The 23,208-nt window shown below is 59.4% G+C and carries 21 protein-coding genes; 7 read left to right on the plus strand and 14 right to left on the minus strand.

The annotated features are described in order from the left end of the window. Window positions 1-149: 149 nt before the first annotated feature. Together HKN06_00335 and HKN06_00340 are read right to left on the minus strand one after the other, a co-directional pair. Window positions 150-1,100 (minus strand): phospholipase, encoded by a 951-nt coding sequence (locus HKN06_00335; protein ID NNF59752.1) that lies wholly within the window; start codon window positions 1,098-1,100, stop codon window positions 150-152. 81 nt (window positions 1,101-1,181) lie between these two features. Continuing rightward, entirely contained in the window at window positions 1,182-1,841 is a 660-nt protein-coding gene (locus tag HKN06_00340) for a VPLPA-CTERM sorting domain-containing protein (protein ID NNF59753.1), read from the minus strand. Between the two features lie 385 nt (window positions 1,842-2,226). On the opposite strand from HKN06_00340, the gene HKN06_00345 reads away from it, so the two are divergent. The 4 genes from HKN06_00345 to HKN06_00360 all read left to right on the plus strand — a co-directional run bounded on the left by HKN06_00345 (window position 2,227) and on the right by HKN06_00360 (window position 8,935). Beyond that, a complete protein-coding gene (locus HKN06_00345; protein NNF59754.1) occupies window positions 2,227-5,961 on the plus strand; it encodes a DUF1302 family protein in 3,735 nt (1,244 codons plus the stop codon). 260 nt (window positions 5,962-6,221) lie between these two features. After that, window positions 6,222-7,502, plus strand: coding sequence for a PAS domain-containing protein (locus tag HKN06_00350; protein NNF59755.1), 1,281 nt, complete (start codon window positions 6,222-6,224; stop codon window positions 7,500-7,502). Between the two features lie 9 nt (window positions 7,503-7,511). After that, the gene (locus tag HKN06_00355; protein NNF59756.1) at window positions 7,512-7,913 is read left to right on the plus strand and encodes a hypothetical protein; all 402 of its coding nucleotides are present in this window, start codon (window positions 7,512-7,514) and stop codon (window positions 7,911-7,913) included. After that, window positions 7,910-8,935 (plus strand): hypothetical protein, encoded by a 1,026-nt coding sequence (locus HKN06_00360; GenBank protein NNF59757.1) that lies wholly within the window; start codon window positions 7,910-7,912, stop codon window positions 8,933-8,935. Before HKN06_00355 ends, HKN06_00360 begins: the two co-directional genes overlap by 4 nt. 257 nt (window positions 8,936-9,192) lie before the next feature. On the opposite strand, the gene HKN06_00365 is transcribed toward HKN06_00360, so the two are convergent. The 4 genes from HKN06_00365 to HKN06_00380 form a co-directional block, all read right to left on the minus strand. Then, window positions 9,193-9,816 (minus strand): DNA-3-methyladenine glycosylase 2 family protein, encoded by a 624-nt coding sequence (locus tag HKN06_00365; protein ID NNF59758.1) that lies wholly within the window; start codon window positions 9,814-9,816, stop codon window positions 9,193-9,195. 620 nt (window positions 9,817-10,436) lie between these two features. After that, a complete protein-coding gene (locus HKN06_00370; protein NNF59759.1) occupies window positions 10,437-11,198 on the minus strand; it encodes a phytanoyl-CoA dioxygenase family protein in 762 nt (253 codons plus the stop codon). Window positions 11,199-11,373: 175 nt separating this feature from the next. Continuing rightward, window positions 11,374-12,774, minus strand: a complete 1,401-nt coding sequence (locus HKN06_00375) for a diguanylate cyclase (GenBank protein NNF59760.1) — start codon at window positions 12,772-12,774, stop codon at window positions 11,374-11,376. 124 nt (window positions 12,775-12,898) lie between these two features. After that, a complete protein-coding gene (locus tag HKN06_00380; GenBank protein NNF59761.1) occupies window positions 12,899-13,549 on the minus strand; it encodes a cyclase family protein in 651 nt (216 codons plus the stop codon). 182 nt (window positions 13,550-13,731) lie between these two features. On the opposite strand from HKN06_00380, the gene HKN06_00385 reads away from it, so the two are divergent. Then, on the plus strand, window positions 13,732-13,908 hold the full coding sequence (locus tag HKN06_00385; GenBank protein NNF59762.1) for a hypothetical protein: 177 nt from the start codon (window positions 13,732-13,734) through the stop codon (window positions 13,906-13,908). A 43-nt stretch (window positions 13,909-13,951) separates the two neighbouring features. Here the strand turns inward: HKN06_00385 and HKN06_00390 are convergent, their stop codons facing one another. Genes HKN06_00390 through HKN06_00405 form a run of 4 tightly spaced genes read right to left on the minus strand, consistent with a single transcriptional unit; the run spans window position 13,952 to window position 16,658 of the window. Then, window positions 13,952-14,917 carry a ketoacyl-ACP synthase III gene (locus HKN06_00390; GenBank protein NNF59763.1) on the minus strand — a complete coding sequence of 322 codons (966 nt, stop codon included), beginning with the start codon at window positions 14,915-14,917 and terminating at the stop codon, window positions 13,952-13,954. Next, window positions 14,918-15,934 carry a phosphate acyltransferase PlsX gene (gene plsX, locus HKN06_00395; protein ID NNF59764.1) on the minus strand — a complete coding sequence of 339 codons (1,017 nt, stop codon included), beginning with the start codon at window positions 15,932-15,934 and terminating at the stop codon, window positions 14,918-14,920. It abuts the gene before it with no gap. Between the two features lie 4 nt (window positions 15,935-15,938). Then, window positions 15,939-16,130: a 50S ribosomal protein L32 gene (gene rpmF / locus HKN06_00400; GenBank protein ID NNF59765.1), complete on the minus strand. Its 192-nt coding sequence runs from the start codon at window positions 16,128-16,130 to the stop codon at window positions 15,939-15,941. Window positions 16,131-16,145: 15 nt separating this feature from the next. After that, on the minus strand, window positions 16,146-16,658 hold the full coding sequence (locus HKN06_00405; protein NNF59766.1) for a hypothetical protein: 513 nt from the start codon (window positions 16,656-16,658) through the stop codon (window positions 16,146-16,148). Between the two features lie 83 nt (window positions 16,659-16,741). On the opposite strand from HKN06_00405, the gene maf reads away from it, so the two are divergent. Beyond that, window positions 16,742-17,335 carry a septum formation protein Maf gene (gene maf / locus HKN06_00410; protein ID NNF59767.1) on the plus strand — a complete coding sequence of 198 codons (594 nt, stop codon included), beginning with the start codon at window positions 16,742-16,744 and terminating at the stop codon, window positions 17,333-17,335. Between the two features lie 4 nt (window positions 17,336-17,339). On the opposite strand, the gene HKN06_00415 is transcribed toward maf, so the two are convergent. After that, window positions 17,340-18,293, minus strand: coding sequence for an RluA family pseudouridine synthase (locus HKN06_00415; protein NNF59768.1), 954 nt, complete (start codon window positions 18,291-18,293; stop codon window positions 17,340-17,342). Window positions 18,294-18,676: 383 nt separating this feature from the next. Here HKN06_00415 and rne point away from each other — a divergent pair, with 383 nt between their 5' ends. Beyond that, window positions 18,677-21,022: a ribonuclease E gene (gene rne / locus HKN06_00420; GenBank protein ID NNF59769.1), complete on the plus strand. Its 2,346-nt coding sequence runs from the start codon at window positions 18,677-18,679 to the stop codon at window positions 21,020-21,022. Window position 21,023: 1 nt separating this feature from the next. Here the strand turns inward: rne and HKN06_00425 are convergent, their stop codons facing one another. Genes HKN06_00425 through HKN06_00435 form a run of 3 tightly spaced genes read right to left on the minus strand, consistent with a single transcriptional unit; the run spans window position 21,024 to window position 23,202 of the window. After that, entirely contained in the window at window positions 21,024-21,485 is a 462-nt protein-coding gene (locus HKN06_00425; GenBank protein ID NNF59770.1) for a low molecular weight phosphotyrosine protein phosphatase, read from the minus strand. Beyond that, window positions 21,482-22,219: a 3-deoxy-manno-octulosonate cytidylyltransferase gene (gene kdsB, locus HKN06_00430; protein NNF59771.1), complete on the minus strand. Its 738-nt coding sequence runs from the start codon at window positions 22,217-22,219 to the stop codon at window positions 21,482-21,484. The genes HKN06_00425 and kdsB overlap by 4 nt, the downstream gene beginning before the upstream one ends. Window positions 22,220-22,224: 5 nt before the next feature. Beyond that, entirely contained in the window at window positions 22,225-23,202 is a 978-nt protein-coding gene (locus HKN06_00435; GenBank protein NNF59772.1) for a tetraacyldisaccharide 4'-kinase, read from the minus strand. Between the last annotated feature and the right edge of the window lie 6 nt (window positions 23,203-23,208).

Below are 23,208 nucleotides of genomic sequence, written 5' to 3' on the forward strand. Positions count from 1 at the left end.
TCGGCACATCGGCACATCGGCACATCGGCACATCGGCACATCGGCACATCGGGACATCGGGACACCACAGTTGCCGCTCCATCGGTAAAAAAAAGCCCTGCAAAAGCAGGGCTTGAAAATATTGATACTGTATCGAATTGGAGATTAATTCAGGCGCGGCGACGCACTCCGACCAGGCCGAACAGGGCCGAGCCGAACAGCCACACGGCTGCCGGAATCGGTACTACTGTACTGCTGAGTTGTTCGAATGCCAGGTCTCCCAAAAACGCATGCGCGGCCGCCGTCGGGTGGATGCCGTCCCAGAATACAAACTCCTCCGGGTTGCCACACACAGTTCCGGCGTCTTCATCGTAGCACCTTGTATCGACGTTGCTGAAGCCAAAACTTTCAGGGTTATCGATCATCCCGTTGAAAATCGAAAACACGTCAAACAGCTGTATATTCAATGTCGGATTTGCTGCTGCCAGTGCGGCCACTTGATCAGCCAGTGCGTTATTGTGGGCCAAAGTCAATGCTGTCATTGTAGCGGCATCGCCACCGGGTGCCCCATCCCCCGGACCGAGTGACTCCGGGGTCAGGCCAATATTCGGCAGATTCGGGATCAGAAAATTGGTAGCGCCAGCCGCAATCAGGTTGCTGACAATACTGGCTATGTCAGTGGCCGTATTTGCAGTATCCGCATCATTGGTACGGACATCGTTGCCACCCCCCCAAATGATATAAAGCCCATTGGAGTCAGCCACCCCACTAACATCGTTGAGATACAGATTTGACTGGGTAATCAGACTCGGTATGAAGCCCAAGACCCCAACGCCGGTGCGCGCACTACCATAAGCATAATTCGTGCCACCTGGCGTCACCGACGGGCTGGTCGGGCCAAGACCGAGCATCGTACCCAGCGTCTGCACCCAGGTCGGGCCATTGCTGAAATAACCGTTGTCATAAGGTGCACCGGGGACGGTCCCGCCGAGCGTTAGCGATAGATTGCCAACGTCTGACAGGCTGTCGCCAAACACGACGATCTGGCTGAATGATGTTGCGTTAGCGGGCGCAGCAATCAAGAGCGCTGCGAGTATCAGGTATTTTTGAAGATGTTTCATAGCAGTAAACCTGGCTTTTTTTTACTTCGGATAGATAAAAAAAACCCCGTCAAAGACGGGGTTTTTTCCATACTGATCGTATCAGCTGCGGCGACGCAGACCGGCCAGACCGATCAGCGCTGAGCCAAACAACCATGCGGCTGCCGGAATCGGAATCGGAGCTCCAACGAATGCGCCCGTGCCGGATGCACCGCCCAGGAAGCCAGCGTCAAGAGCGAACGAACCATCGTCCAGATTGCCCGTGATGGTGCCGAGGTCGAAACCGAAAGTCGGGCTGAACGCCACGAACGAGAAGGCGCCACTGGTCGGAAAACCGCCCACGAGTCCTACAGTGCTCATAATCGTATTCGCGCGAATCGGTGCAAAGGCGGCCGGCGCAGCAGACGGATCGAACGGATTGTTTTCGTAGGCCGGGTCGGTAACCATGCACGTTGCATCAGTCGGCGGCAGGCAGTTGCCAGTGAATGAATCACCGAAGAAAAACTCACCGACCTGGAACCACAGCGTGTTAATGCTGCCATCGGCGTTAAAATCTACAACACCGCCAAACGGTACGCCGTCCGGAAACGCCGCAAAGGTCGCGTCGCACATTGGATCAGTATCGCCGCACAACAGGCCAGCTACTGCACCGTCGGCGGCAGTAATTGCACCAACGTAAGTAAAGCTGGCTGCGCTGGCAGTACCAACCATGCCCAGTAGCAAAAGAGCCGCCAATGCGGTTGAAATGCGTGTTTTTGTCATTGCATATCCCCAATCAGGAAAAAATTTCTACTTGTCATTAGCGCCGACCGGGGAACCCCACCGTCGACAGCGTCACAATTGTATACCACCCTGCACAGACAAACAGCAACCGACTTCACATAACGTGCTGAGCGACGTGAGGATTACAGTTGTTCACAGTATCGGGGGCAGCCCAGGCCCCCATCGCCTGGCCGGGTAATTTTTCTATGGAAATCAATAAGGACCGGACGGGAACTGTCTTGACAGTTGTGGCAAATCGCCGGATGATTCAGCGCAGGCGTTTTCTGGTGCTGGGCGCAGGCTCCAGCCGTGGGAGAGGCCAAAAAAACCGGGCTGCGGGCCACCTGGCCCAACAAGCCTGCAATGGGGATTACAGGATTGAACAATGACCAAACAACGTATTCCGAGCTGGGCAGGCTTCGGCCTGGCCGTGGTGCTGGCAGCCAACGCAAACGCCGAAGTCTTTAATTACGATGGTGTCGTCACCGCCGCATCGGGTGCGTTAGCCGGATTGACGCCTGCCGGTACCGCTGTGGGCGGCCCGGTCGATATCAACAATCCCGGGCCTGGCGGTATCGCCGGTACTGGTGACATCAACGCAATCAACGTAAACGTTGGCGGCTTTTGTTTTTCGTCCGCGCCCCCACCCGGGGCCTGCCCTGGCCCTGGCAGTCACGTCCCGGTGCTGAGCATTGATGCGGCTGCAATCCAGTTTGACGCCTTTGGCTTTCCCGCGGGCGGCAGTTTCGACATCACTACCTTTTCGCCGACGTTCGGAATTGAAATACCGATCAACTTCGATCTCACTGCCGGCACGTTTTCGGCAACAACGGTATTCCTTGGCGGTGTCGGCGGCACGGCAGGGTTCCTGAGACCCCCTACCCTCAGCGCAACACCGAACCCGGTCGATTTTGGCCCGGTTCCACTTGATCAGCCTGCGTTTCTGAGTGTTGACATTCAAAACATCGGCGACAATACAGCCGGAGTTGATTCTGTAACCATTACGTCCGTCGCAACGCTGGCTCCGCCTTTTCAAATAACGATGAACGGGTGCATTATTGGGCAGATTCTTCTACCCACAGAATTCTGCACGATTCAGGTCGCATTTACGCCAACTGCGGCCGGCCTTTCGCAATCTTCTTTCAACATCGTTTCGACAGCAAGCAACTCGCCGACGACGGTTAATACAACCGGCTCGGTTCTTTTTGCCGGCCCGAACATCGAAGTCGATCCGCTGACACTGTCATTCGGCAGCCCGGCGGCACCGATCGATGTCCTGTCAGAGGCAAGAGCGACCACAACGGTAAGTAATGGCGGTGACCAGGACCTGAGCATCACGATCAGCTTTGCCGGCGGGGACGGTGAGTTCAGTGTCGATACAACAACAGCAGGCACAGAGGACTGCGAAGCGGCCCCCATCGCACCGGGTGGAAGCTGTACCGTAACTGTAGTATTTGCGCCCCTTACCGAACCGGACAAGCAGGGCACAATGACAATAAATTCCAATGACACCGGCAGTACGCCACCGGAGGTGAACCTGTCCGGGTTCGTATTCCGCGGCGCGCGACTGGATACAGCCGCGTTGGATATTGATGTCGGCGACGGCGATTCAGTGATACTCGGCAATTCAGCGAGCACCGACATCACCATCGAAAGTACCGGTACCCAAGATCTGTTCATCAACTCGGTGACACTTGGTGGTTCCGATGCCAGCGACTTTTCCGTTACCGAAAATTGCACCACCGGTTCGGTCGCGACTGGCTCCAGCTGCACTATCGGCGTTGTGTTCACCCCTGTCGTCGCCGGCAACAAGAGCGCATCGATTACGATAGTCAGTAACAGCGCAGCCCTGACACGTGGCGCTGACACAACCACCGTCATTCTGTTGTCAGCCGGCGCCGTCGCGCCGCTCACGGTTCCACCGGAATTCGTCCGGAAAGACGTGGGCGGGGTTGGTTCAGCGGGATGGCTGCTTCTGGGAATGGGGCTTCTATTGCTGCTCTTGCGACGTAACGCAGGTGCAGCAGCAATCGCAATCGTGAAAGGAGATCTAATGCAAGCTACAGGCAGGGTTCTCAGTATTGCAGTGCTTGCGGCCCTGCCTCATTCGGCCAGCGCCGTGTCGTTTGAATCTGATTCCGGTGACTGGTACGGCAGCTGGGATACCACCGTGTCTTACGGCCTGGGCTATCGGCTGCAGGCTGCGGCAGACAATCTTGTTGGCTTGGTCAACGGCGGCACCAAATTCTCGGTAAACGGCGATGACGGCACCCAGAACTTCAATCGCAGCATTTACAGCAACGCATTGAAGCTCACGAGTGAGTTGGAGCTGAATTACGGCCCCTCCAATTTCAGTCTTTTTATGCGTGGCTTTTATTTTTATGATTTCGAGCTGAAAAACGAAAAGCGGGAGCGCACTCCGCTCAGTGATGCGGCCCTGGACCTTGCTGGAACAGACGGGGATCTGCTCGATGCGTTCGTATCCTGGCGGTTTGATATCGGTGAACGGCCTGCTGAAATTCGCATCGGCGAGCAGGTAATCAACTGGGGCGAGAGCACATTCATCCAGGGCGGCGCGAACGTCATCAATCACATCAACGTCAGTGCACTGCGGGTGCCTGGCGCTGAACTGCGGGAAGCACTTCTGCCTCAGGACCTCGTGTTCTTTTCGATTGGCCTGACACCGAACGCCGACCTGGAAGTTGTTTACCAGTACGATTGGGATAAGACCAATCCCGACGCTGTTGGCACGTATTTCTCAACTAATGATTTTGCTGTTGCGGGCGGCAGTGAAGTACGGCTGGGATTTGGCGACACGCCTGATTTCCCGAATCCGGATTTCTTCCCGTTTGATCGTGGGTTCAACAGCATCCCGCGTGGCCCATCGGTATTTCCTTCCGACGACGGCCAGTGGGGCTGGGCGCTACGTTACTTTGCCCCGGACTTCAATAACGGAACCGAGTTCGGCTTCTATTATTTCAACTACCACAGTCGTTTGCCGCTAATCAGCGCCCGCACCGGTTCGTTTGAAGGATTGAACATTGCGGCCGGGGTAAGCGTCAATACGCCAGCTATACTGGATGCTGCTGGCCAATACTTCGCAGCCAACCCGGGCGATGTCCAGGGCGCGATCGATGCTGCCGTAGCTCTTGGTGTAAACCTGCCGCAGTACATGGTTGAGGGCATAGCCAACGCCGCGGTAACGGGTGGCGATGTTACCGTGCTTGCAACGGCTTATGCGACCGATGCATTCGCCAACACGCCTTCAACCGGCGCCGATCCTTTCGGTACACCGGCAGGCGGGACAGCCCAGTTTTTCACCAGCTACCCCGAAGACATCCAGATGTTTGCGGCCAGCATCAACACCACAATTGGACAAACCGCGCTGCAGGGAGAAATCGCGCACCATGCGAACCGGCCACTACAAATTGACGACCTGGAAGTGCTGTTCGCTGGTTTGAGCCCCCTGCGCCAGCCGTTCGCACAATTCGGCCAGCTCGGCAGTTTTTCATTCCTCGGTGGTAGCCCGCAGTTCAACCCGAATACGCCACCGCTGACTACAATCAACGGCTACCTGCGCCGCGACTACACCCAGGCCGACATGGCCCTGACCCGGCTGTTTGGACCGAAGTTTGGTGCCGACCTGGCCGTGGGGCTGTTCGAAGTCGCTTTCCATCATGTACACAATTTTCCGGATAAGGATGAACTTCGATTTGACGCCCCGGGAACTGTAGTCAGTGGTAACGATTCTTTTATCCCTTCCCTCGGCATCACGCTTGCCGAGCGCGCGCATCCAGGCAAACCCCTCCTGCCCGCCAAGCACTTCCCGGACCAGAATTCCTGGGGCTACCGCCTTGCCGGACGTCTCGATTACAGCAATGTGTTCGGTTCTTTCAACATGTCACCACGCCTTGCCTGGCAGCACGATGTTGATGGCATTACACCAGGGCCGGCCGGTGCGTTTATTGCGGGTCGCAAGGCGCTGACGATCGGCAACCGCTTCACCTATCAGAACCAGTGGGAGTTCGACATGAGTTACTCGCGCTTTTTTGGCGCCGGGTTCCAGAACGAAATCCATGACCGCGACTTTGTTGCGGCCAGCGTGAAGTTTACGTTCTGATTGCATCGTCGATGGATGCAAAAAAGCCCCGTTCTGCGGGGCTTTTTTTTGGTGCGTGGAAAACCGCGCGGGCTGTCCACGAAGCCGCTCCTACACGTGCGGCGAAACACCGCGCGGGAAAGCCTGGCGGCTGAAGCCGCTCCCACATGCGCCGTCAGACACCATGCAAGAGGTTGGCAGTCGGCACTGATGGGTGCACAATGCGCGATCTCAAGCCCGGCGGAGCAATTATAAGCTTGCCCGGCAGCAGGAATAATCTGATGCAGACTGCAGGCGACAATTCATTACGCAGCCGCGTCACCTTTGTCGAGGTGAAGCCGGAACGAGTGCAGCGCGTATCGGCCAAGGCGACGCCTCGGCTGGAGGTATTGACGCTCGACAGTGTCGAGCAGCTACTGACCGCTTCCAGCCTTGGCACGCTGGACTGCGAAGTAGTAGTCCTGGGCGTCGCGTTGAAAGAGCCGGTACGAGTCGCACAGCACATCCAGAAACTGGACCGCAATATCCAGATCATCATCCTGGCCGAGAGCGACCAGGCCGAGTCCTACCGGCGCCAAATCGAGTTCAGCCCGTTTCTTGCCGATGCGGTCAAGCTGCTGTCTGTCGACAATATCGAGCAGTTGGAAGATGTGATCGGCCGTAGCGTCAACCGAGCCCACCGTCGCTGCAGCTATTCGCGGCGGCTGGAAGCACCAAAATCAGCCGGCGGCGCGGGCCAGGCCTGGGATGCCAGCCAGTATCTCGACAGCGTGCTCGATAATGCCCCCATCGGCATGCTCACGCTTGATGCCAACGGCCGCATCCAGACACTGAACCGGCGTGGCAGCGAAATACTCAACGTCAGCGAGCGCGACGTGCTCGATACGCCATTCAAGAATTTTTTCATGCCGGTCGACCGCATCCGGCTGGATCGTGCTCTGAATGACAACGAAACCTATGTCGGACACTTTCGCATTGGCGGCGACAGCGAGCATCCGCATTTTGTCGAGATCACGGCCTCGGAATATGTCGCCCGTTCCGGCCAGCCCGGCAACCTGATCATCCTGCATGACGTGACCGACCGCGTTACTGCCGAGAGAGCCCGTACCCGTGCTGCGACTGCGCTGCAGGCCAGCGAGGACCGCTTTCACGACCTTGCCGAAGTTCTGCGCCTGATCCCCTGGGAAGGCGATGCCAGCACACACCAGCTGACTTTCGTCGGCGAACTGGCGGAAGAGTTTACCGGGTACCCGCAATCAGCCTGGTATGAGGAAGATTTCTGGTCACAAAAACTGGTGCATCCTGACGACCGCAAGAAGGCAATGAAGACCCGCCGCAACAACTCGCGCCGGCTGCAGAATTTCGACCATGAATACCGCATTGTCACCACCGACGAGCGGGTGCTGTGGGTGCACGATATCGTCAACGTGGTGCGTGACGAGAATGCCAAGCCGTCAAAGTTGCGCGGCTTCATGGTTGATGTCACGGAAAAGAAAGAGCGTAAGCTGCAGAAGAAGGCTGCAGCAGAACGCATTGCCGGCCATGACGACGGCGGCGCATAATCACAGGCTATGCATCCACTCGGCTACCGGCACATCCCGCTGATCGCTGCCACCGGCGCGCTGCTGCTTGGCTGCGCCGTGTACCTTTATGCCCGGCCGCTGAGCGTATTCGCGACCGGAATGGCGCTGGCACCGCCCTACTCCGGCCAGCTGCCCACGTTCCTCCATACGTTCGGTTTTGGCATTGCGGCCGCGGTGCTTGCCAGCAGCCGGCCGGTCGCTGCCCTGTTGTGCTGGTGTTGCGCGGAATTTGTTGCCGAAGTGCTGCAGCTCGGGCGCTTCGCTGAAATCACCCTGCTGCATGGATACGCCAGTCGCAGCACCTTTGATATTGCCGACCTGGCCGCCGCTCTGCTTGCCACCGCGGCAGCCTGGACGGTGCTGGTCGTGACACGAAGGGATCATCGATGACACGACGCTTATTGCTCGCACTGGTGTGGCTGACAGGCCTGGCAACTATCATTGCCAGCACATTGACCGACGAGGACCCTGAGGACCCGCCGGTTCCGGTCACCGTCGATTTCACCATAGCCTCACTGGAAACACCGCTCGGTCGCGAGGTGGACAGCCGGCTGGTGGAAATCGACGACATGCTGCTGGGCGGTCGCTACGACAGCACCCAGGGTGCGACCCTTACGCTGGACCGCAGTTTTGTCGAGCTCAACAACACCAGCCGCTTTACGCTCAACGTCACGGCAAAGACGACCGATGAACTGCTGGAAGGCACCGCTGATTTTAACGTCACGGCACCGCTGGATGTCGGTCTGGACCGAAACCCCACCGCGGGACAGTTCAGCACGCTGTTCGACGGCACGACGACACTCGTGTCGGTAACAGCCAACGGCGTCGAAACCATCGTCGGTGACAGCATGACTACGGACAGCTACAGCTGGTCTGATTTTGCTGCACTGGAAGATGACAACGACGCCGCTCTCGATCTGCGTATGGCGTCAGCCGCCTACAACATGATCGAGGTGGTCCTGCGGACATCGCTGCTGCTGGAAGACATTATTACCGATGTCGAAGACAACAAGACTGTCCTGGAAGGCATGAATCTTAACCAGTCGCTCGCGCTGACCTGTGACAACACCGCAGCCGACGGCAATGGGGAGTCGGTGCTGTTCTGGACTACGGACGCCAGTGGCTCTGGTGCGGGCAGCATCGGTGACGGCGATGCCTTCGAAGCACGCTACGAGAACTGCCGCGACAGCAGCCGCAGTCATTTTCTTGAAGGCAGTGTGCTGCTGGAAAACTACGATCCGGCCGGCGATACCGGTTTCAGCATCTTCAGCATCGATGGTGACCTGCGCGCCCTGTTCCTGGCCGACGCGGAAATTGATTTGGGCACCACACCAGCCGACGCGTCCCCGCGCTACAACGGCACGTTGTTCCTGTTTTACGTCGAACTCGAACAACAGCAGACACGGTTGTAGGAGCGGCCTCAGCCGCGAACCCCGTGCAGGCCCCGCCACGATAATTCACCCCCATTCGCGGCTAAAGCCGCTCCTACACGCAATCATTGACACCCTGCGGGAGATTCTTCGCGGCTGAAGCCGCTCCTACACGCGATCGTTGGCACCACGCGAGAGGTTCTTCGGGCTTCGTGGGAGCGGCTTCCAGCCGCGACTACTAGCGACCAGGTGTAAACCCTGTGGCGGGTTTTGGATGGGGTTCGCGGCTGAAGCCGCTCCTACATGCGACGACGGCGCTCCAGGTAGTCGTGCCACAGGATTCGTGCTGCTACGGCGCGCCAGGGTTGCCACGTACGCAGAAGACGTGCGATTCGACGTTCGCTCCGGGTTCGGTACAGATCCTCGATACCGCGCAGAAGGGCCAGGTCACCCGGCGGCCACACATCAGGACGCCGTAGCGCAAACAACAGGTAGCAGTCAGCGGTCCATTGGCCAATCCCACGAATCGAACACAGCGCTGCGCGGGCTTCATCGTCTTGCTGCCGGGCCACGACTGACAGATTCAGATCACCGTCTGCAACGTGACGGGCCAGCCCTTGTACGTAACCGGCCTTCTGGCGTGTCAGACCGCAACCGCGCAGCTGTTCGAGCGAAGTGGCGGCCAGAGTGGTCACGGAAAACGGGCTGACGCCGGCTCGCAGCCGACGAAAGGCCGAGCGTCCCGATGCAAGTGATACCTGCTGCTCGAGAATGATGCGTACGAGCGTTTGCCAGCCGCGCGAACGTGTCCAGAAAGGTGGTGGCCCGCGATCCTGGATAACGCGAGCCAGTACGGGATCACTGACGCACAGTTGTTTGACCGCCGCAGCCATTGTCGCTTCATTGAGAGATGGTGCTGACATTACTACCTGTTAGTCTCATACATGAGCGGCTTTAGCCGCTGATGTCTCCGCATGATGCCAAAGATTCGCTGTCGCGTGTTGTGCCAATGATCGCCTGTAGGGGCGGCTTCAGCCGCGAAGAATCTCTCGCGTGGTGTCAAAGATTCTCTGTAGGAGCGGCTTTAGCCGCGAACCCTATCCAAAACCCGCCACAGGGTTTGCACCTGGTCGCAAGTAGTCGCGGCTGGAAGCCGCTCCCACGGAAATTTGTAGCAGCTCGCTCTTGCACAACCCTGTTCCAGGTAGTCGCGGCTGGAAGCCGCTCCCACAGCCGCTCCCACAGCCGCTCCCACGAAGCCCGCCTCTCGCGTGGTGTCAAAGATTCCCTGCAGGAGCGGCTTTAGCCGCGAACCCTATCCAAAACCTGCCACAGGGTTTGCACCTGGTCGCAAGTAGTCGCGGCTGGAAGCCGCTCCCACGGAAACTTGTAGCAGCTCGCTCTTGCACAACCCTGTTCCAGGTAGTCGCGGCTGGAAGCCGCTCCCACGGAAACTTGTAGCAGCTCGCTCTTGCACAACCCTGTTGCAGGTAGTCGCGGCTGGAAGCCGCTCCCACAGCCGCTCCCACAGCCGCTCCCGCGTTCACACGGCAATTGACGGATAGTTTGATGAGCGTGTGCCGGGGATCGGGCGGTTGTCCGCGGTGTGGTAGGTAAAAACTGCCGAGTATTTGACCGTATCGCTGTCGTTACGGCCGGCACAATGAAACAGGCGGCTGTGGAAGAACAACGTATCGCCCGGTTCCAGCTCGACTACACGAGCCTGATCGATCAGCTCCGCGTTCTGTGCCAGCTCGGGGCGTAGAAACAGATCACGATCGAGCCGGCCACGATCAAAAGCTGTCACGTGGCTGCCCGGTATCACCTTGAGCGCGCCGTTGATCTCGCGCTCGGCCCCCAGTGCCAGCCATACCGACACCAGTTCCGGCCGGTCGAATGACCAGTAGCGGATGTCCTGATGCCACATCGTGCGACTGCTGTAACCGGGGTACTTGGTCATGACGCAGTTATGATGACCCTGCGACAGCATTACCTGCTCGCTGCCCATCAACACCCGCAGCCACGCCACCACGTCAGGGCTGGAAACCCACTGGCGAAACACGTCATCACGAGAATAGACGTGCAGCAGGCGTCGCACGGTGTCACCGCCGGCGGCGCTGCGACTCGCGGGCGAGCCAGGGTAGCCCACCTCTGTTTCGAATTCGGCCGGACCCTGCAACGGTTCCAGCGCGCCGTTAACCACGTCGAGCATGCGCCGGCGGATCGCTGCATCGACCAGGCCAGGCACCACCAGGTAGCCGTCGCGTTCAAAGCGCTTTATCGCAAGGGGCTCAGTTGCCTGCATTACAGCCATCCGGTTTCAGGTTCAGCCTAATGGTAGCGCGGGAGCGGTCACCACGCCCGCTGTCGGCTCAGGCCAGTTCAATACGGTTGCCGCCGACATCCCCTGTGTTGTTGAAGATCGTCCGGGTTGTGTAACAACCCTGATCGTAGTCCAGGACGGGCGGACGGGTCTGCTGTTACTGGCGCGCCAGCTCGATGCGGTTGCGGCCGGCACCCTTGGCGCGATACAGCGCCCGGTCGGCCTCTTCCACCAGCCGATGCTGGTCAAAATGGGGCCCGGGTACTGCGCTGGCGATACCGATACTGAGGGTGATGTGATCAGCGACCCGCGAGGCACTGTGCGGTATCGACAGGCCAGCTACGGTCCGGTGCATTTTGCCGGCCAGTTCGGCTGCCTGTTCCAGGCTGGCACCGGGTATCACGATGCCGAATTCCTCGCCGCCGTAGCGTGCCGCCACCTCACCCGCACGCTGGAAACAGCTTTCAATGGCCTTGGCAACCGCATGCAGCGCCTTGTCACCGGCCGGATGGCCGTAGCGATCATTGAACGCTTTGAAAAAGTCTATATCACAAAGCACCAGCGCCACCGGCTTACTGTCGCGAGCAGCCCGCCGCACTTCCGTCGTCAGTGCCTCGTCGAAATGCCGCCGGTTGGCAATACCGGTCACTGCATCGATTCGCACCAGAAGCTCCAGCGTCTGCGAGTTGGCGCGTTCCAGTTCCACCAGCTGCTGCTGCGCCTTGTGCTCGGTGATGTCACGGGCGATGACAACGAATACGTCACGACCCTGGATCTCGATCTGGCTCACCGAGATATCCAGCGGAAAGACTGTCCCGTCCTTGCGCTGACCGTCCAGTTCGCGGCCGTAACCCATGATGCGAATTTCGCCGGTGCGGCGATAGTGCTCCAGGTTCTCGTCATGACGGCTGGCATAGGGCTCCGGCAACAGCATCCTTACGCTTTGTTCCAGCACCTCGTCCAGGCTGTAGCCGAACATCTGCTCGGCGGCCGCATTCATTGATTCGACACGACCCTCGACATCGACCGTCAGGATGCCATCAGCCAGGTGATCAAACACGGCGTCAACCTGCGGCGCGCTCAGGTCCTCCTGGAACTGGCGCAGTACTGCAGCAGCGGTGCCGGTAAATGGCGACATCGATTCAACCAGCTCCGGCTTCCAACGCAGCGGCGCGCCAGACAACACCAGCACGCCGTGCACGACGCTACCGATACTCAATGGCAACGCAGCAGTCCCCTCATCCTGATCGGAGAACACGGCACGCTTGCGGTCGATTGCCGTACGGGCAAGCCGATCAAAATCGACCAGCGTATCTTCCCGCGGAACGTCGGCCGGTACGACATCGGTCAGCCGGCACGGTTCGCCGCCAACAACGTTGGCGAGCATACCGCCGCTGCTGTGAGTCAACTCGAGTGACCGGGACAGAATGCAGTTAATGCTGTCGCTGTGGCGTGAACCCGGCTGCAACTGCTGCTGCATAGCTGCAATAGCAGCGAGCAACGAGTGGCACCACTCGAGCTCTTCGGAGTTGTCGGGCTGACGAGCTATCGAGGTCATTAAACTGGGGCTTATATATGAAGCGGCAGCGGCAATTGTGGAGGACGCTACTTAATAGTTTTAAGTCTCGAATTGCAACGAACACACCATCATTCTGTAACATTGGGACGATGTTCCCTGCCATTCAGGGAATAATGGCGAACGCCCGCACCGGAAACGAGCCGGCACCAACCACTTTGACCGGCACAGCAAAGTAGCGAAAGCCCGCATCTGGCAATGCACCAAGATCGGCCAGGTGCTCGGTAATCGGGATTCCCGCGCCAAGCAAAATCGTATGGGCAGGACGGGTACCATCCTTGATGCAGTCGATATTCAGCGAGTCAATACCGACATGCTTTACCTCTTTGTCCGCCAGCCACTGTGCAGCGTCGCGTGTCACAAACGGGTGGTTTTCAAAGTAGTGCGGTGTGCCCCAGTGCTGCGACCAGCCAGTGTGAATCAGTACAGCCTTGTTGCGCAGATCGAGTCCGTGCAGCGCAGCAACGTCGAGGCAGGCACCGTGTGTATGAATGCAAACAGCCTCCAGGTCAGCCAGTCGGTGCAGCGGTAACGCTGCGATATCGGGCTTTTCGCGAAACCGATGAAACGGAGAGTCAACATAAGTCGCCGTATTCATAACCATCTCTATATGCCCGATTTGAAACTCGGTGCCATCGGTGTAATGTGGTCGCGAGTCCTGGTGACTCAGATAAGCGTCTACGATCGGCGCCGGCAGACCGGGATAGGTCTGCACACCGCTGACGATCCGGTGGCTGAGATCAACCAGGCTTGACATAGTTGCTTGCCGCGACATCCAGTGAATTACGTGAACTTTGTCACGTTACGGGCGTGTTTGCGACGCTGTTACCCAGCGTTGCAGGGGGGTCTGACGGCTTGCGATGTGAACTGGTTCACAGAATAGTCACAAATTGTGTACTAGACTGTAAAGTGGCTCAATAAGGACAACGGGGGGCGACCATGAGCGACAAAAGATCAAAGCCGGATGCCGGCAGCAAAGAAGCACGGGACTGGGACCCGTTTACAGTCTGGCAGAAGCACATCAAGGAAGCTGAGGCCAAACCGGCCGACGAAGATCAGAACCCGACGGGGAGCTGGCGCACTGATGCAGTGTGGCAGAACCTTATTAAAGACTAATAGCGAACCAACGCCGGTGGGCGTCGCAGAACCTGTTTCAGGTCTAGTAACGAACCAGCGCTGAGCCCCAGGTAAAGCCGCCACCAAAGGCTTCCAGCAACATCAAATCACCGCGTTTGATTTTTTCCTCGCGAACGGCAACGTCCAGCGCCATAGGTACGGACGCTGTCGACGTGTTGCCGTGATCCTGTACCGTCTGGATCACTTTCTCCATCGACATACCCAGCTTGCGAGCGGTGGCCTGGATAATCCTGTGGTTGGCCTGGTGCGGAATCAGCCAGTCGAGGTCAGACCGGGTCATCCTGTTTGCCGCCAGGGTTTCCTCGACGATTGACCCGAGCGTATTGACGGCGACGCGGAATACCTCGTTACCCTTCATCTGTATCGAACAATTCTCTTGACGCATGCTGTCCATGCCCTGACCGACACCTGCGGGGAAATAAAGCAGGTCCTTGTAAGCACCGTCGGCATGCAGATGGGTCGAGACGATGCCCGGCTCTTCGGCCGGCTCGAGTATCACCGCGCCGGCACCGTCACCGAACAACACACAGGTAGCACGGTCGTTCCAGTCCACCATGTTTGTCAGCGTCTCGCCACCCACCACCAGCGCGCATTTCGCCGTGCCTGCACGCACGAAATTGTCGGCCACGCTCAATGCGTAGATAAACCCGGTGCATGCGGCTTCGAGACTGAACGCCGGGCAGCCGTGGATATCAAGCCGCTCCTGCAGCAGGCAACCCATGTTGGGAAAAACCTGGTCCGGCGTCGTCGTGCCGACAATGATCAGGTCTATGTCATCAGCGCCGACGCCGGCGGCCTCCATTGCCTGCCGCGCAGCACCTTCGCACAGCGTACCGGTGGTTTCACCCTCGGATACGACGTGACGTCGTTCGATACCGGTGCGGCTGCGAATCCATTCGTCGGTGGTATCGACTATTTTTTCCAGGTCGGCATTGGTAAGAACTTTGTCGGGTAAACAGCGTCCGGTACCGGCTATACGTGAATACATTCAGGAAACCTCCGCATCCGGGAACATCTGCGCCAGCTGCTCGCCGATCTGGTCCGGCACGCCTTTTTCCGACTCTAGCATGGCCAGGTCGATGGCATTGGCCAGCGCAAACTCGTCAGCGTTGCCATGACTTTTGATCACCACCCCACGCAGACCGACCAGGCTGGCACCGTTATACCGCCGCGGGTCGAGCCGGGCGCCGAGGGCGGCCAGACGGCTGTGGGCTGACGGGTCACTGGCAAATTCTTCGCGCAGCACCGTGAGAATTTCACGGTACGCACCTTCGATGGTTTTGAGGGCGACATTGCCGGTAAACCCGTCACTGACCACAACATCGGCCCGGCCGGAAAAAATATCGTTACCTTCTACATAGCCAATGTAGTTCAGGGTCGAGCCCTGCAACAGCTCACCGGCCTTCTGGATTACCTCAGTGCCTTTGATGGATTCGACGCCTATGTTCAGCAGCCCCACCCGCGGCGAATCTATCTCGAAAATATCCCCTGCAATCACCGACCCCATCACGGCGAACTGCAGCAGGTGCGTGGCACTGCAATCCGGGTTGGCACCAAGATCGAGCATGCAGGTGTGGCCGGCGCGCGCCGGGATAACAGAGACTATCGCCGGCCGGTCGATACCCGGCATGGTTTTGAGTACATAGCGGGATTTGGCCACCAGCGCACCGGTGTTACCGGCGCTGACACAGGCATCTGCCGTGCCGGCCTTGACCAGCTCCAGCGCGCGTCGCATTGAGGAATTTTTCTTTCCACGCAGCGCCCTGGCCGGACTGTCGTCCATGGCAACGACCTCGGCAGCAGGCTCGATACTCACCCTGCCGCGAGGCAAATCAATCTCGCCCAGCAAAGCCGCCAGCACCGGCTCGGGCCCGGTCAGCACTATAGAAACGTGGGAGTGTCGCTGCAGCGCAGCCTGCGCCGCCTTGACCACAACGTCAGGCCCGCGATCGCCACTCATTGCGTCGACGGCAATTACCACCGGACGCTGGGAGTGTCCCGGCATGGCCCTAGTCTTCGGTGTCCTCGTCGAGGACTTCGATCACTCGCTTGCCCTTGTAGTAACCGTCGGCGGTGACGTGGTGGCGGCGATGAGTTTCACCGGTAGTAGGGTCGATCGACAATGCGGGTTTGCTTAACGCATCGTGCGACCGTCGCATGCCACGCCGCGAAGGCGTCTTGCGGCTCTTTTGTACTGCCATTTCTCTCTCCAGGAATTAATGCCGGTCGCGCAGCATGTCTGCGAGACCAGAAAAAGGTGTAGTCGTTTCTGCCGCCGGCTTCTCAAGCTGCTCCAGGTCTCCGGTCAGAGCACCACACTCGCCTGCCGGATGCCGTGGCGCCAGAGGCAACTCCAGCAGCACTTCGTCTTCCATCAGGTCGGCCAGCCGCAGTTCGCCATCGGGTACAACCAGCAGTTCGTAACCAGCCGGTAACTGTTCACTGTCGATATCGACCGTGCTCAGCGCCAGGTGCAATTCGTCATCGACTTCGATCTGTAAGGGTTCGAGACAACGCTGGCAGGCAACTCGCACTCGCCCATTGACCCGTGCATCAAGCAGCAACGGCTGATCGCCACTCAGTTGACAACTTACCGTTACCGGACCGGTGTCAGGCAGAACTGCTTCTGCCAGACGCGGCAACGCCGCAAGCGGCAATTCAACGCTGCCTGCTGAAGCATCACCGGCCAATGTGGCCAGCGGGAGTTTCTCGAACCATAACGCGGACATAAGCGCGCTATAATAGTGGCCCTGTTACGCAGTGTCAAAGCAAAGAACTGTACATAACTGGCTGTAATCACTAGGAAAAACCTTTGAATCATCCCGATGGCCCGGCGCTGGTGCTGGCGTCTGCCTCGAAGTACCGCCGGATGCTGCTCAACCGCCTCGCTTTGCGGTTCGACAGCATTGCTCCAAATATCGACGAATCCCGCCATGGCGGCGAAACGCCCGAGCACCTGGCCACCCGGCTGGCGCGCGAAAAAGCCCGTGCCGTTGCCGCGGCGCATACCGGCACGGTCGTAATCGGCTCCGACCAGGTTGCCACCCGTGGCGACAACATTCTCGGTAAACCTGGTGACTTTGAAACCGCGCGTACCCAGCTGCTGGAATCATCTGACCAGGAAGTAACCTTCTACACTGCGGTCAGCGTGATGGACACCGGTCGCGGCATTAACGAGCACCATACAGATTGCACGCGGGTAGATTTTCGCTCGCTCAATGCCGAGGAAATACAGCGTTATCTCGAAGCCGAGCGGCCATTCGATTGTGCGGGCGCGTTCAAGGCCGAGGGTCTCGGCATCAGCCTGTTCTGGCGCATCCAGACCGTAGACCCGACAGCGATTATGGGGCTGCCGTTAATCTGGCTTGCATCGGCACTGCGTCGTGCCGGTTACCAGGTTCCCTGAGCCGTTAGAGCTTCAGGCTGTCCAGCACTTCACGCAGGTCATCCGGCAGCGGTGCGCTGACCTGGAAATCTTCACCATTGTGCGGACGCTCGAAGCGCAGCGCGTGGGCGTGAAGGAACAGCCGGCGTAGTCCGCCTTGGGCAAAGCGCTTGTTGGCGCCGGCATCACCGTAACGCTCGTCCCCCGCTACCGGGTTGCCTATCGATGCAGCGTGAGCACGTATCTGGTGAGTCCGTCCGGTGCCCAGCAGCACCTCTACCAGCGTCGCATGACGAAAGTTCTGCAACCGCCGGAATTCCGTATGTGCCGGGCGCCCATCGGCAGCCACTTCGGCAAAACGCTCTCCATTACGCCGTACCACGCGTAACGGCGTGTCAACTACCACCAGGTCTTCCGGCAGGCGGCGCGCCAGCAGCGCAAGGTATCGTTTTTCCATCGCCCCGTTGCGCAGCAGCTCGTGTAGCGCACGCAGTTCGCTGCGCTTCTTTGCGATCATCAGGCAGCCGCTGGTTTCACGATCGAGACGGTGTACCAGCTCGAGCGAATGACAATCCGTGCGCAGCTTGCGCAAAGCCTCGATTACGCCATGGCTCAGGCCGCTGCCACCATGCACCGCCACACCGGCCGGCTTGTCCATCACCAGCAGACGCTGATCCTCATATATGACCGCGTCGGTGAGACGGCGGCTCAGCGCCGGCGGCAGGGCATCATTTCCGGGTGTGGCCAGGCGCAATGGCGGAATACGTACCAGGTCACCGGCCTCCAGGCGGTGCCCGGGGCGCACCCGGCCGCGGTTCACCCGCACCTCGCCACGCCTCAAAATGCGGTAGATACGGCTGCGCGGCACCCCACGCAGCTCGCGGGCGAGAAAATTATCGACGCGCTGGCCGGCAAAATCCTCGGCCACCGTCACCGTGCGGGCCCGCGGGTGCCCGGTTTTACCACCCGAATCGGTCATAGTATTCAATCATTTATGCATTGCAGCTGCCAAAGTGCCTTTGCTATAGTACCGCGGTGGCGCTGCTAGCCGGCACCTTTTGGGTGCCCCCGTCACATGCTTGAGATAGAACGCCGCGACCGGACCGGTAGCTATACGCCGCGGTCGCATGAATTGAAACACGTCCTTGCAGGACGAATCAGGGCTGTTCTGTTCCGGATTTTTCGCTGTGCTGGATGCTGTCATAACGACGGCCTTGCGGCACAGGACAGAGTTGAGGATTTTCCTCCCAACCGCATATGAATAAAGCGGATCGATTTGGTCGAGTAAACCTTCGCCTCCAGGCCGCTCCCGGCGGCTGATCCTGGACTACAGCCCCTTTGAAAATTTAAGGAAGGGGCAGCATGAAAAGAATGCTGGTCAACGCGGTTCAGCCCGAAGAACTGCGCGTTGCAATGGTCGATGGCCAGAAACTGTACGACCTCGATATCGAGGTTCCGTCACGCAGCCAGAAAAAGGCCAACATCTATAAAGGGAAGATTACCCGGATCGAGCCCAGCCTGGAGGCTGCGTTCGTCGATTTCGGCGTCGAACGACACGGCTTCCTGCCGCTGAAAGAGATATCCCGCAGCTATTTTCGCCAGACTCCTGATGCCGGCAATCGCGTCAACATCAGGGACGTACTCAGCGAAGGACAAGAGCTGATCGTACAGGTCGACAAGGAAGAGCGTGGCAACAAAGGCGCTGCACTCACAACCTTTATCAGCCTGGCAGGCCGTTTTATCGTGCTGATGCCAAACAACCCCCGCGCCGGTGGCGTTTCCCGCCGGATCGCCGGTGACGAACGCAACGAGCTGCGCGAGGTCATCTCACAGCTCGACGTGCCTGAGGGCATGGGGCTCATCGTACGTACCGCCGGCGTCGGCCGCAGCATCGACGAACTGGGCTGGGACCTCGAATACCTGTTGACTATCTGGAAGGCAATCCAGGACACCACCGACCGCCCCGCTCCATTCCTGGTCTACCAGGAGAGCAACGCAATAATCCGGGCGATACGCGATCACCTGGACAAGGATATCGGCGAGATACTGGTTGATGACAAGACCGTCTTTGAAGAGGCGCGCGGCTTCATGCAGACGGTGATGTCGCACAACATCAACAAGCTGAAACTGTACGAAGACCCGGTTCCGCTGTTTACCCGGTACCAGATCGAGAGCCAGATCGAATCGGCGTTTTCGCACACGGTACGCCTGCCGTCCGGCGGCAGTATCGTCATCGATCCGACCGAGGCGCTGGTATCAATCGATATCAACTCTGCCCGTGCAACAAAGGGCGGTGACATCGAGCAGACGGCAACCCAGACAAACCTCGAGGCTGCCGACGAGATAGCCCGACAATTACGACTGCGGGATATCGGCGGCCTGATCGTTATCGATTTCATCGATATGTCACAAAACCGCAACCAGCGCGACGTGGAAAACCGGCTGCGCGATGCCGTCAAGCAGGACCGGGCACGGGTGCAGATCGGGCGAATTTCACGCTTTGGCCTGCTGGAGATGTCACGCCAGCGGCTGCGGCCATCGCTGGGTGAATCCAGCGCCATTGTCTGCCCGCGCTGCAACGGTCATGGCACCGTACGTGATGTCGAATCACTTTCGCTGGCAATTCTGCGCCTGATCGGCGAAGAAACCCGCAAGGAACGAACCGCGCGCGTCATCGCGCAATTACCGGTAGACGTCAGTACTTACCTGCTTAACGAAAAGCGCGATTGGGTAAACACCATAGAGCAGCGCAGCGACATTCAGGTCGTAATCGTACCAACACCGGAACTGGAAACACCCAACTACACCATTCGCCGCGTACGCGACGACGAAGTACGGCTGCCGGAGAACGCTGCGGCAAGCTATCGCATGCCGTCGCTGGAAGAGGAATCGGCTGATGCCGCCGGTGCCAAACGCGAAAGGCCGCCGGAACAGCCGGCAGTGAAAGTCGTGGTGCCTGAATCGCCGGCGCCCGCACCGGTGCCCGTACCGCAAGCGGCCGCGGCAGCACCGGCCGGTCCGGCCAAGCCAGGAATATTCGTGCGCATGTGGCGCGCGCTGTTCGGTGCCGGCGAGGAACCCGCGCCAACAGCGCCCAAGCCGCGTCGCAGCAGCCAGCAACAGCAACAACAGCAACGTCGGCGCCGCCCGCGTGGTGGTCGTGGTCGGCAGCAGAACCAGCGGCAGGCGCATGATGGCGACCAGCGCCGCAAGACGCAGCGCAAGAAATCCGGCGGGCAGAAGCGCCAGTCGGGCCAGCAGCCCAGGCAACAGGATCAGGGCGCGGAATCAAAACAATCTGATCAAAAGCAGGAACAACAGCAGGGCCAGGGCCAGGGTCAGAATCAAGGCAAAACCGACGGCCGGCGTTCACGAGGTCGTCGCAGGCGCGGCGGCCGGCGTTCCGGCAATCGCAACCGGCGTCCTCAGGGTGACGCACAGTCTACGGCGGGCGATCGCGGTAACGGCCAGCAGCAGCAGTCGCAGCCAGCGGCCGAAAAACAACAGCCCACTGCAGACAAGCCGAAACAGCCAGCAGCAGACAAACCGAAGCAGCCGGATGCGGACAAACCGAAGCAGACAACTGCAGAGAAGCCAAAACAGGAAGCCGGGAGTTCTTCGAACCAGCCGGCAACTCAACAGGACGGCGGCAGTTACACGGTATGGTCATCCGCACCGGATCGGCCCGGGCCACGGCGCGACGAGTGAGTCAGAGCCTGCGGTGGATGTCTTTCAGCAACCCGCGGGCGCCGCGCTCAATCAGGTCGAGAGCATGCTCGAAGCCGCGTTGTCCGCCGTAGTACGGGTCGGGCACGTCGGCGTCGCGCTGACCGGCGTATTTCATAAACAGGGATAAGCGACCCGCACTCTTGCGGTAACGATGTGACAGTAACGAATAGTTGTTGCGGTCCATGGCAACAACAATATCGTAGTCATCGAAGTCCGTATCACTAACCTTGCGCGCCCGCAGGATGCTTATATCGATGCCGCGTCGTTGTGCCGCAGCCACAGCGCGCGGGTCGGGCGGATCGCCAGCATGGTAACCATGGGTGCCGGCCGAATCGACTTCGATATCGAGCTGGCCCTCTTCCTCGACCAGCTTGCGAAATACGCCCTCGGCCATCGGCGAGCGACAGATATTTCCCATGCACACGAACAGCACGCGTGTCATGACTTGCCCTCCATCATCGCTTCTACTCTCGCCAGGTCTTCTGCAGTGTCAACACCTGGCCCCGGCGGCGCCGCGGCCAGTGCAACATCGATGCGCATGCCGGCCCACAGAGCCCGCAGCTGCTCCAGCCGTTCGGTAAGTTCAAGCTGGCACGGCGGCATCTCACACAGCTTTTTTAACCCATCGACGCGATAGGCGTAAAGCCCGATGTGACGCAGCATGCCAGCCGGCTCATCCGGCGCATCACGGTGGAACGGTACCGGCGCGCGGCTGAAGTACAGCGCCCGACCGGACTGCGCCATCACGACTTTCACCACATTCGGATCGCGAAAGTCATCGTCACCGGTGAGTGGCACCGCCAGTGTTGCAATATCAGCCCCGCCAGCCAGCAGGCCGGCAACCTGATCGATCAGCTGCGGTGGCAGCAACGGCTCGTCGCACTGCACGTTGACCACAACAGTGTCCGGCCCCCAGTCGCGGCTGACCGCGACCTCTGTTATGCGGTCAGTGCCGGACGGGTGATCGGCTGCCGTCATGATCACGGCCGCCCCGAGCTGCGTCGCGATATCCCTTATACGCTCGTCGTCGGTTGCCACGATGACTTCGTCAGCAGCGCTGGCAGTGGCAATCCGCCAGACGTGCTCGAGCATGGTGCGCCCGCACAGCTGCCGCAGCGCCTTGCCTGGCAGACGGCTCGAAGCAAAACGCGCGGGTATGACTACCTTGAATGCCATCAATCTCAGCCCAGCTGCAGCCCGGTTGCGGCTGACACGCGACGCCGCAGCTCTGCCGCATCGTCCAGCACCGCGTCGACCTTAAGGAAATACATCCCTGCAGTCGCAAAGTCATTGCACTTGACTGCGTCTTTTTCCGTCATTACCACGGGCAGCTCGTCACCAAAGTCAAAATCACTGTGCCGGTATACAGCGTGATCCGCAAATTCGTGACGCACCGGCTTCAGCCCGGCAGCCTCCAGTAGCGCGAAGAAACGCGCCGGGTTGCCGATGCCGGCTACCGCATGCACCCGCTGGCCACTGAATTCCGCCAACGGTCTGCTGTTGCCGTCGCCAATGCTCACCACGCGATCTCCGACAACGTGCATCCGCAGGCAGTCAGGCCAGTCACCTCCGGCGCCGTTTACCACCACGGCATCGACCGTTCCGAGGCGATCAGTTGATTCACGCAGTGGCCCGGCCGGGATGAAGCGACCATTACCAAAGCCGCGGCTGGCATCGACAACGACAATTTCGCAGTCGCGCGCCAGCCGATAGTGCTGTAACCCGTCATCACAGACAATAACGTCGACACCTGCAGCCGCGAGTTGTGCTGCGCCCGCCGCGCGATCGGGAGCAGCAACAACCATCGCGCCGGTGCGGCGTGCGATCAGGACCGCTTCGTCTCCAGCCAGCGCAGGATCGGTATTTGCTTCGACCTGCAGCGGCCATCGCGATGACTTGCCGCCATATCCACGCAGCAGAACGCCAGCGCGCACACCGGCTGCGGCAAACTGCTCAGCCAGCCAGATGACAAGGGGTGTCTTGCCGGTGCCCCCGGCTGTGATATTGCCAACCACCACCACCGGCGCGGTCGGGTGTTTGCTGGCGAGGACGCCGCGACGATACAACGCGCTACGCGTTGCGCTCACCGCATGAAACAACGCCCCCAGCGGCGCGAGCCACCAGCCAGATCTGTTACCGCCATACCAGGTGTCGAGCAGCTTGTG

The organism is Gammaproteobacteria bacterium (genome assembly GCA_013003425.1).
Classification (GTDB): Bacteria; Pseudomonadota; Gammaproteobacteria; order Steroidobacterales; family JABDKV01; genus JABDJB01.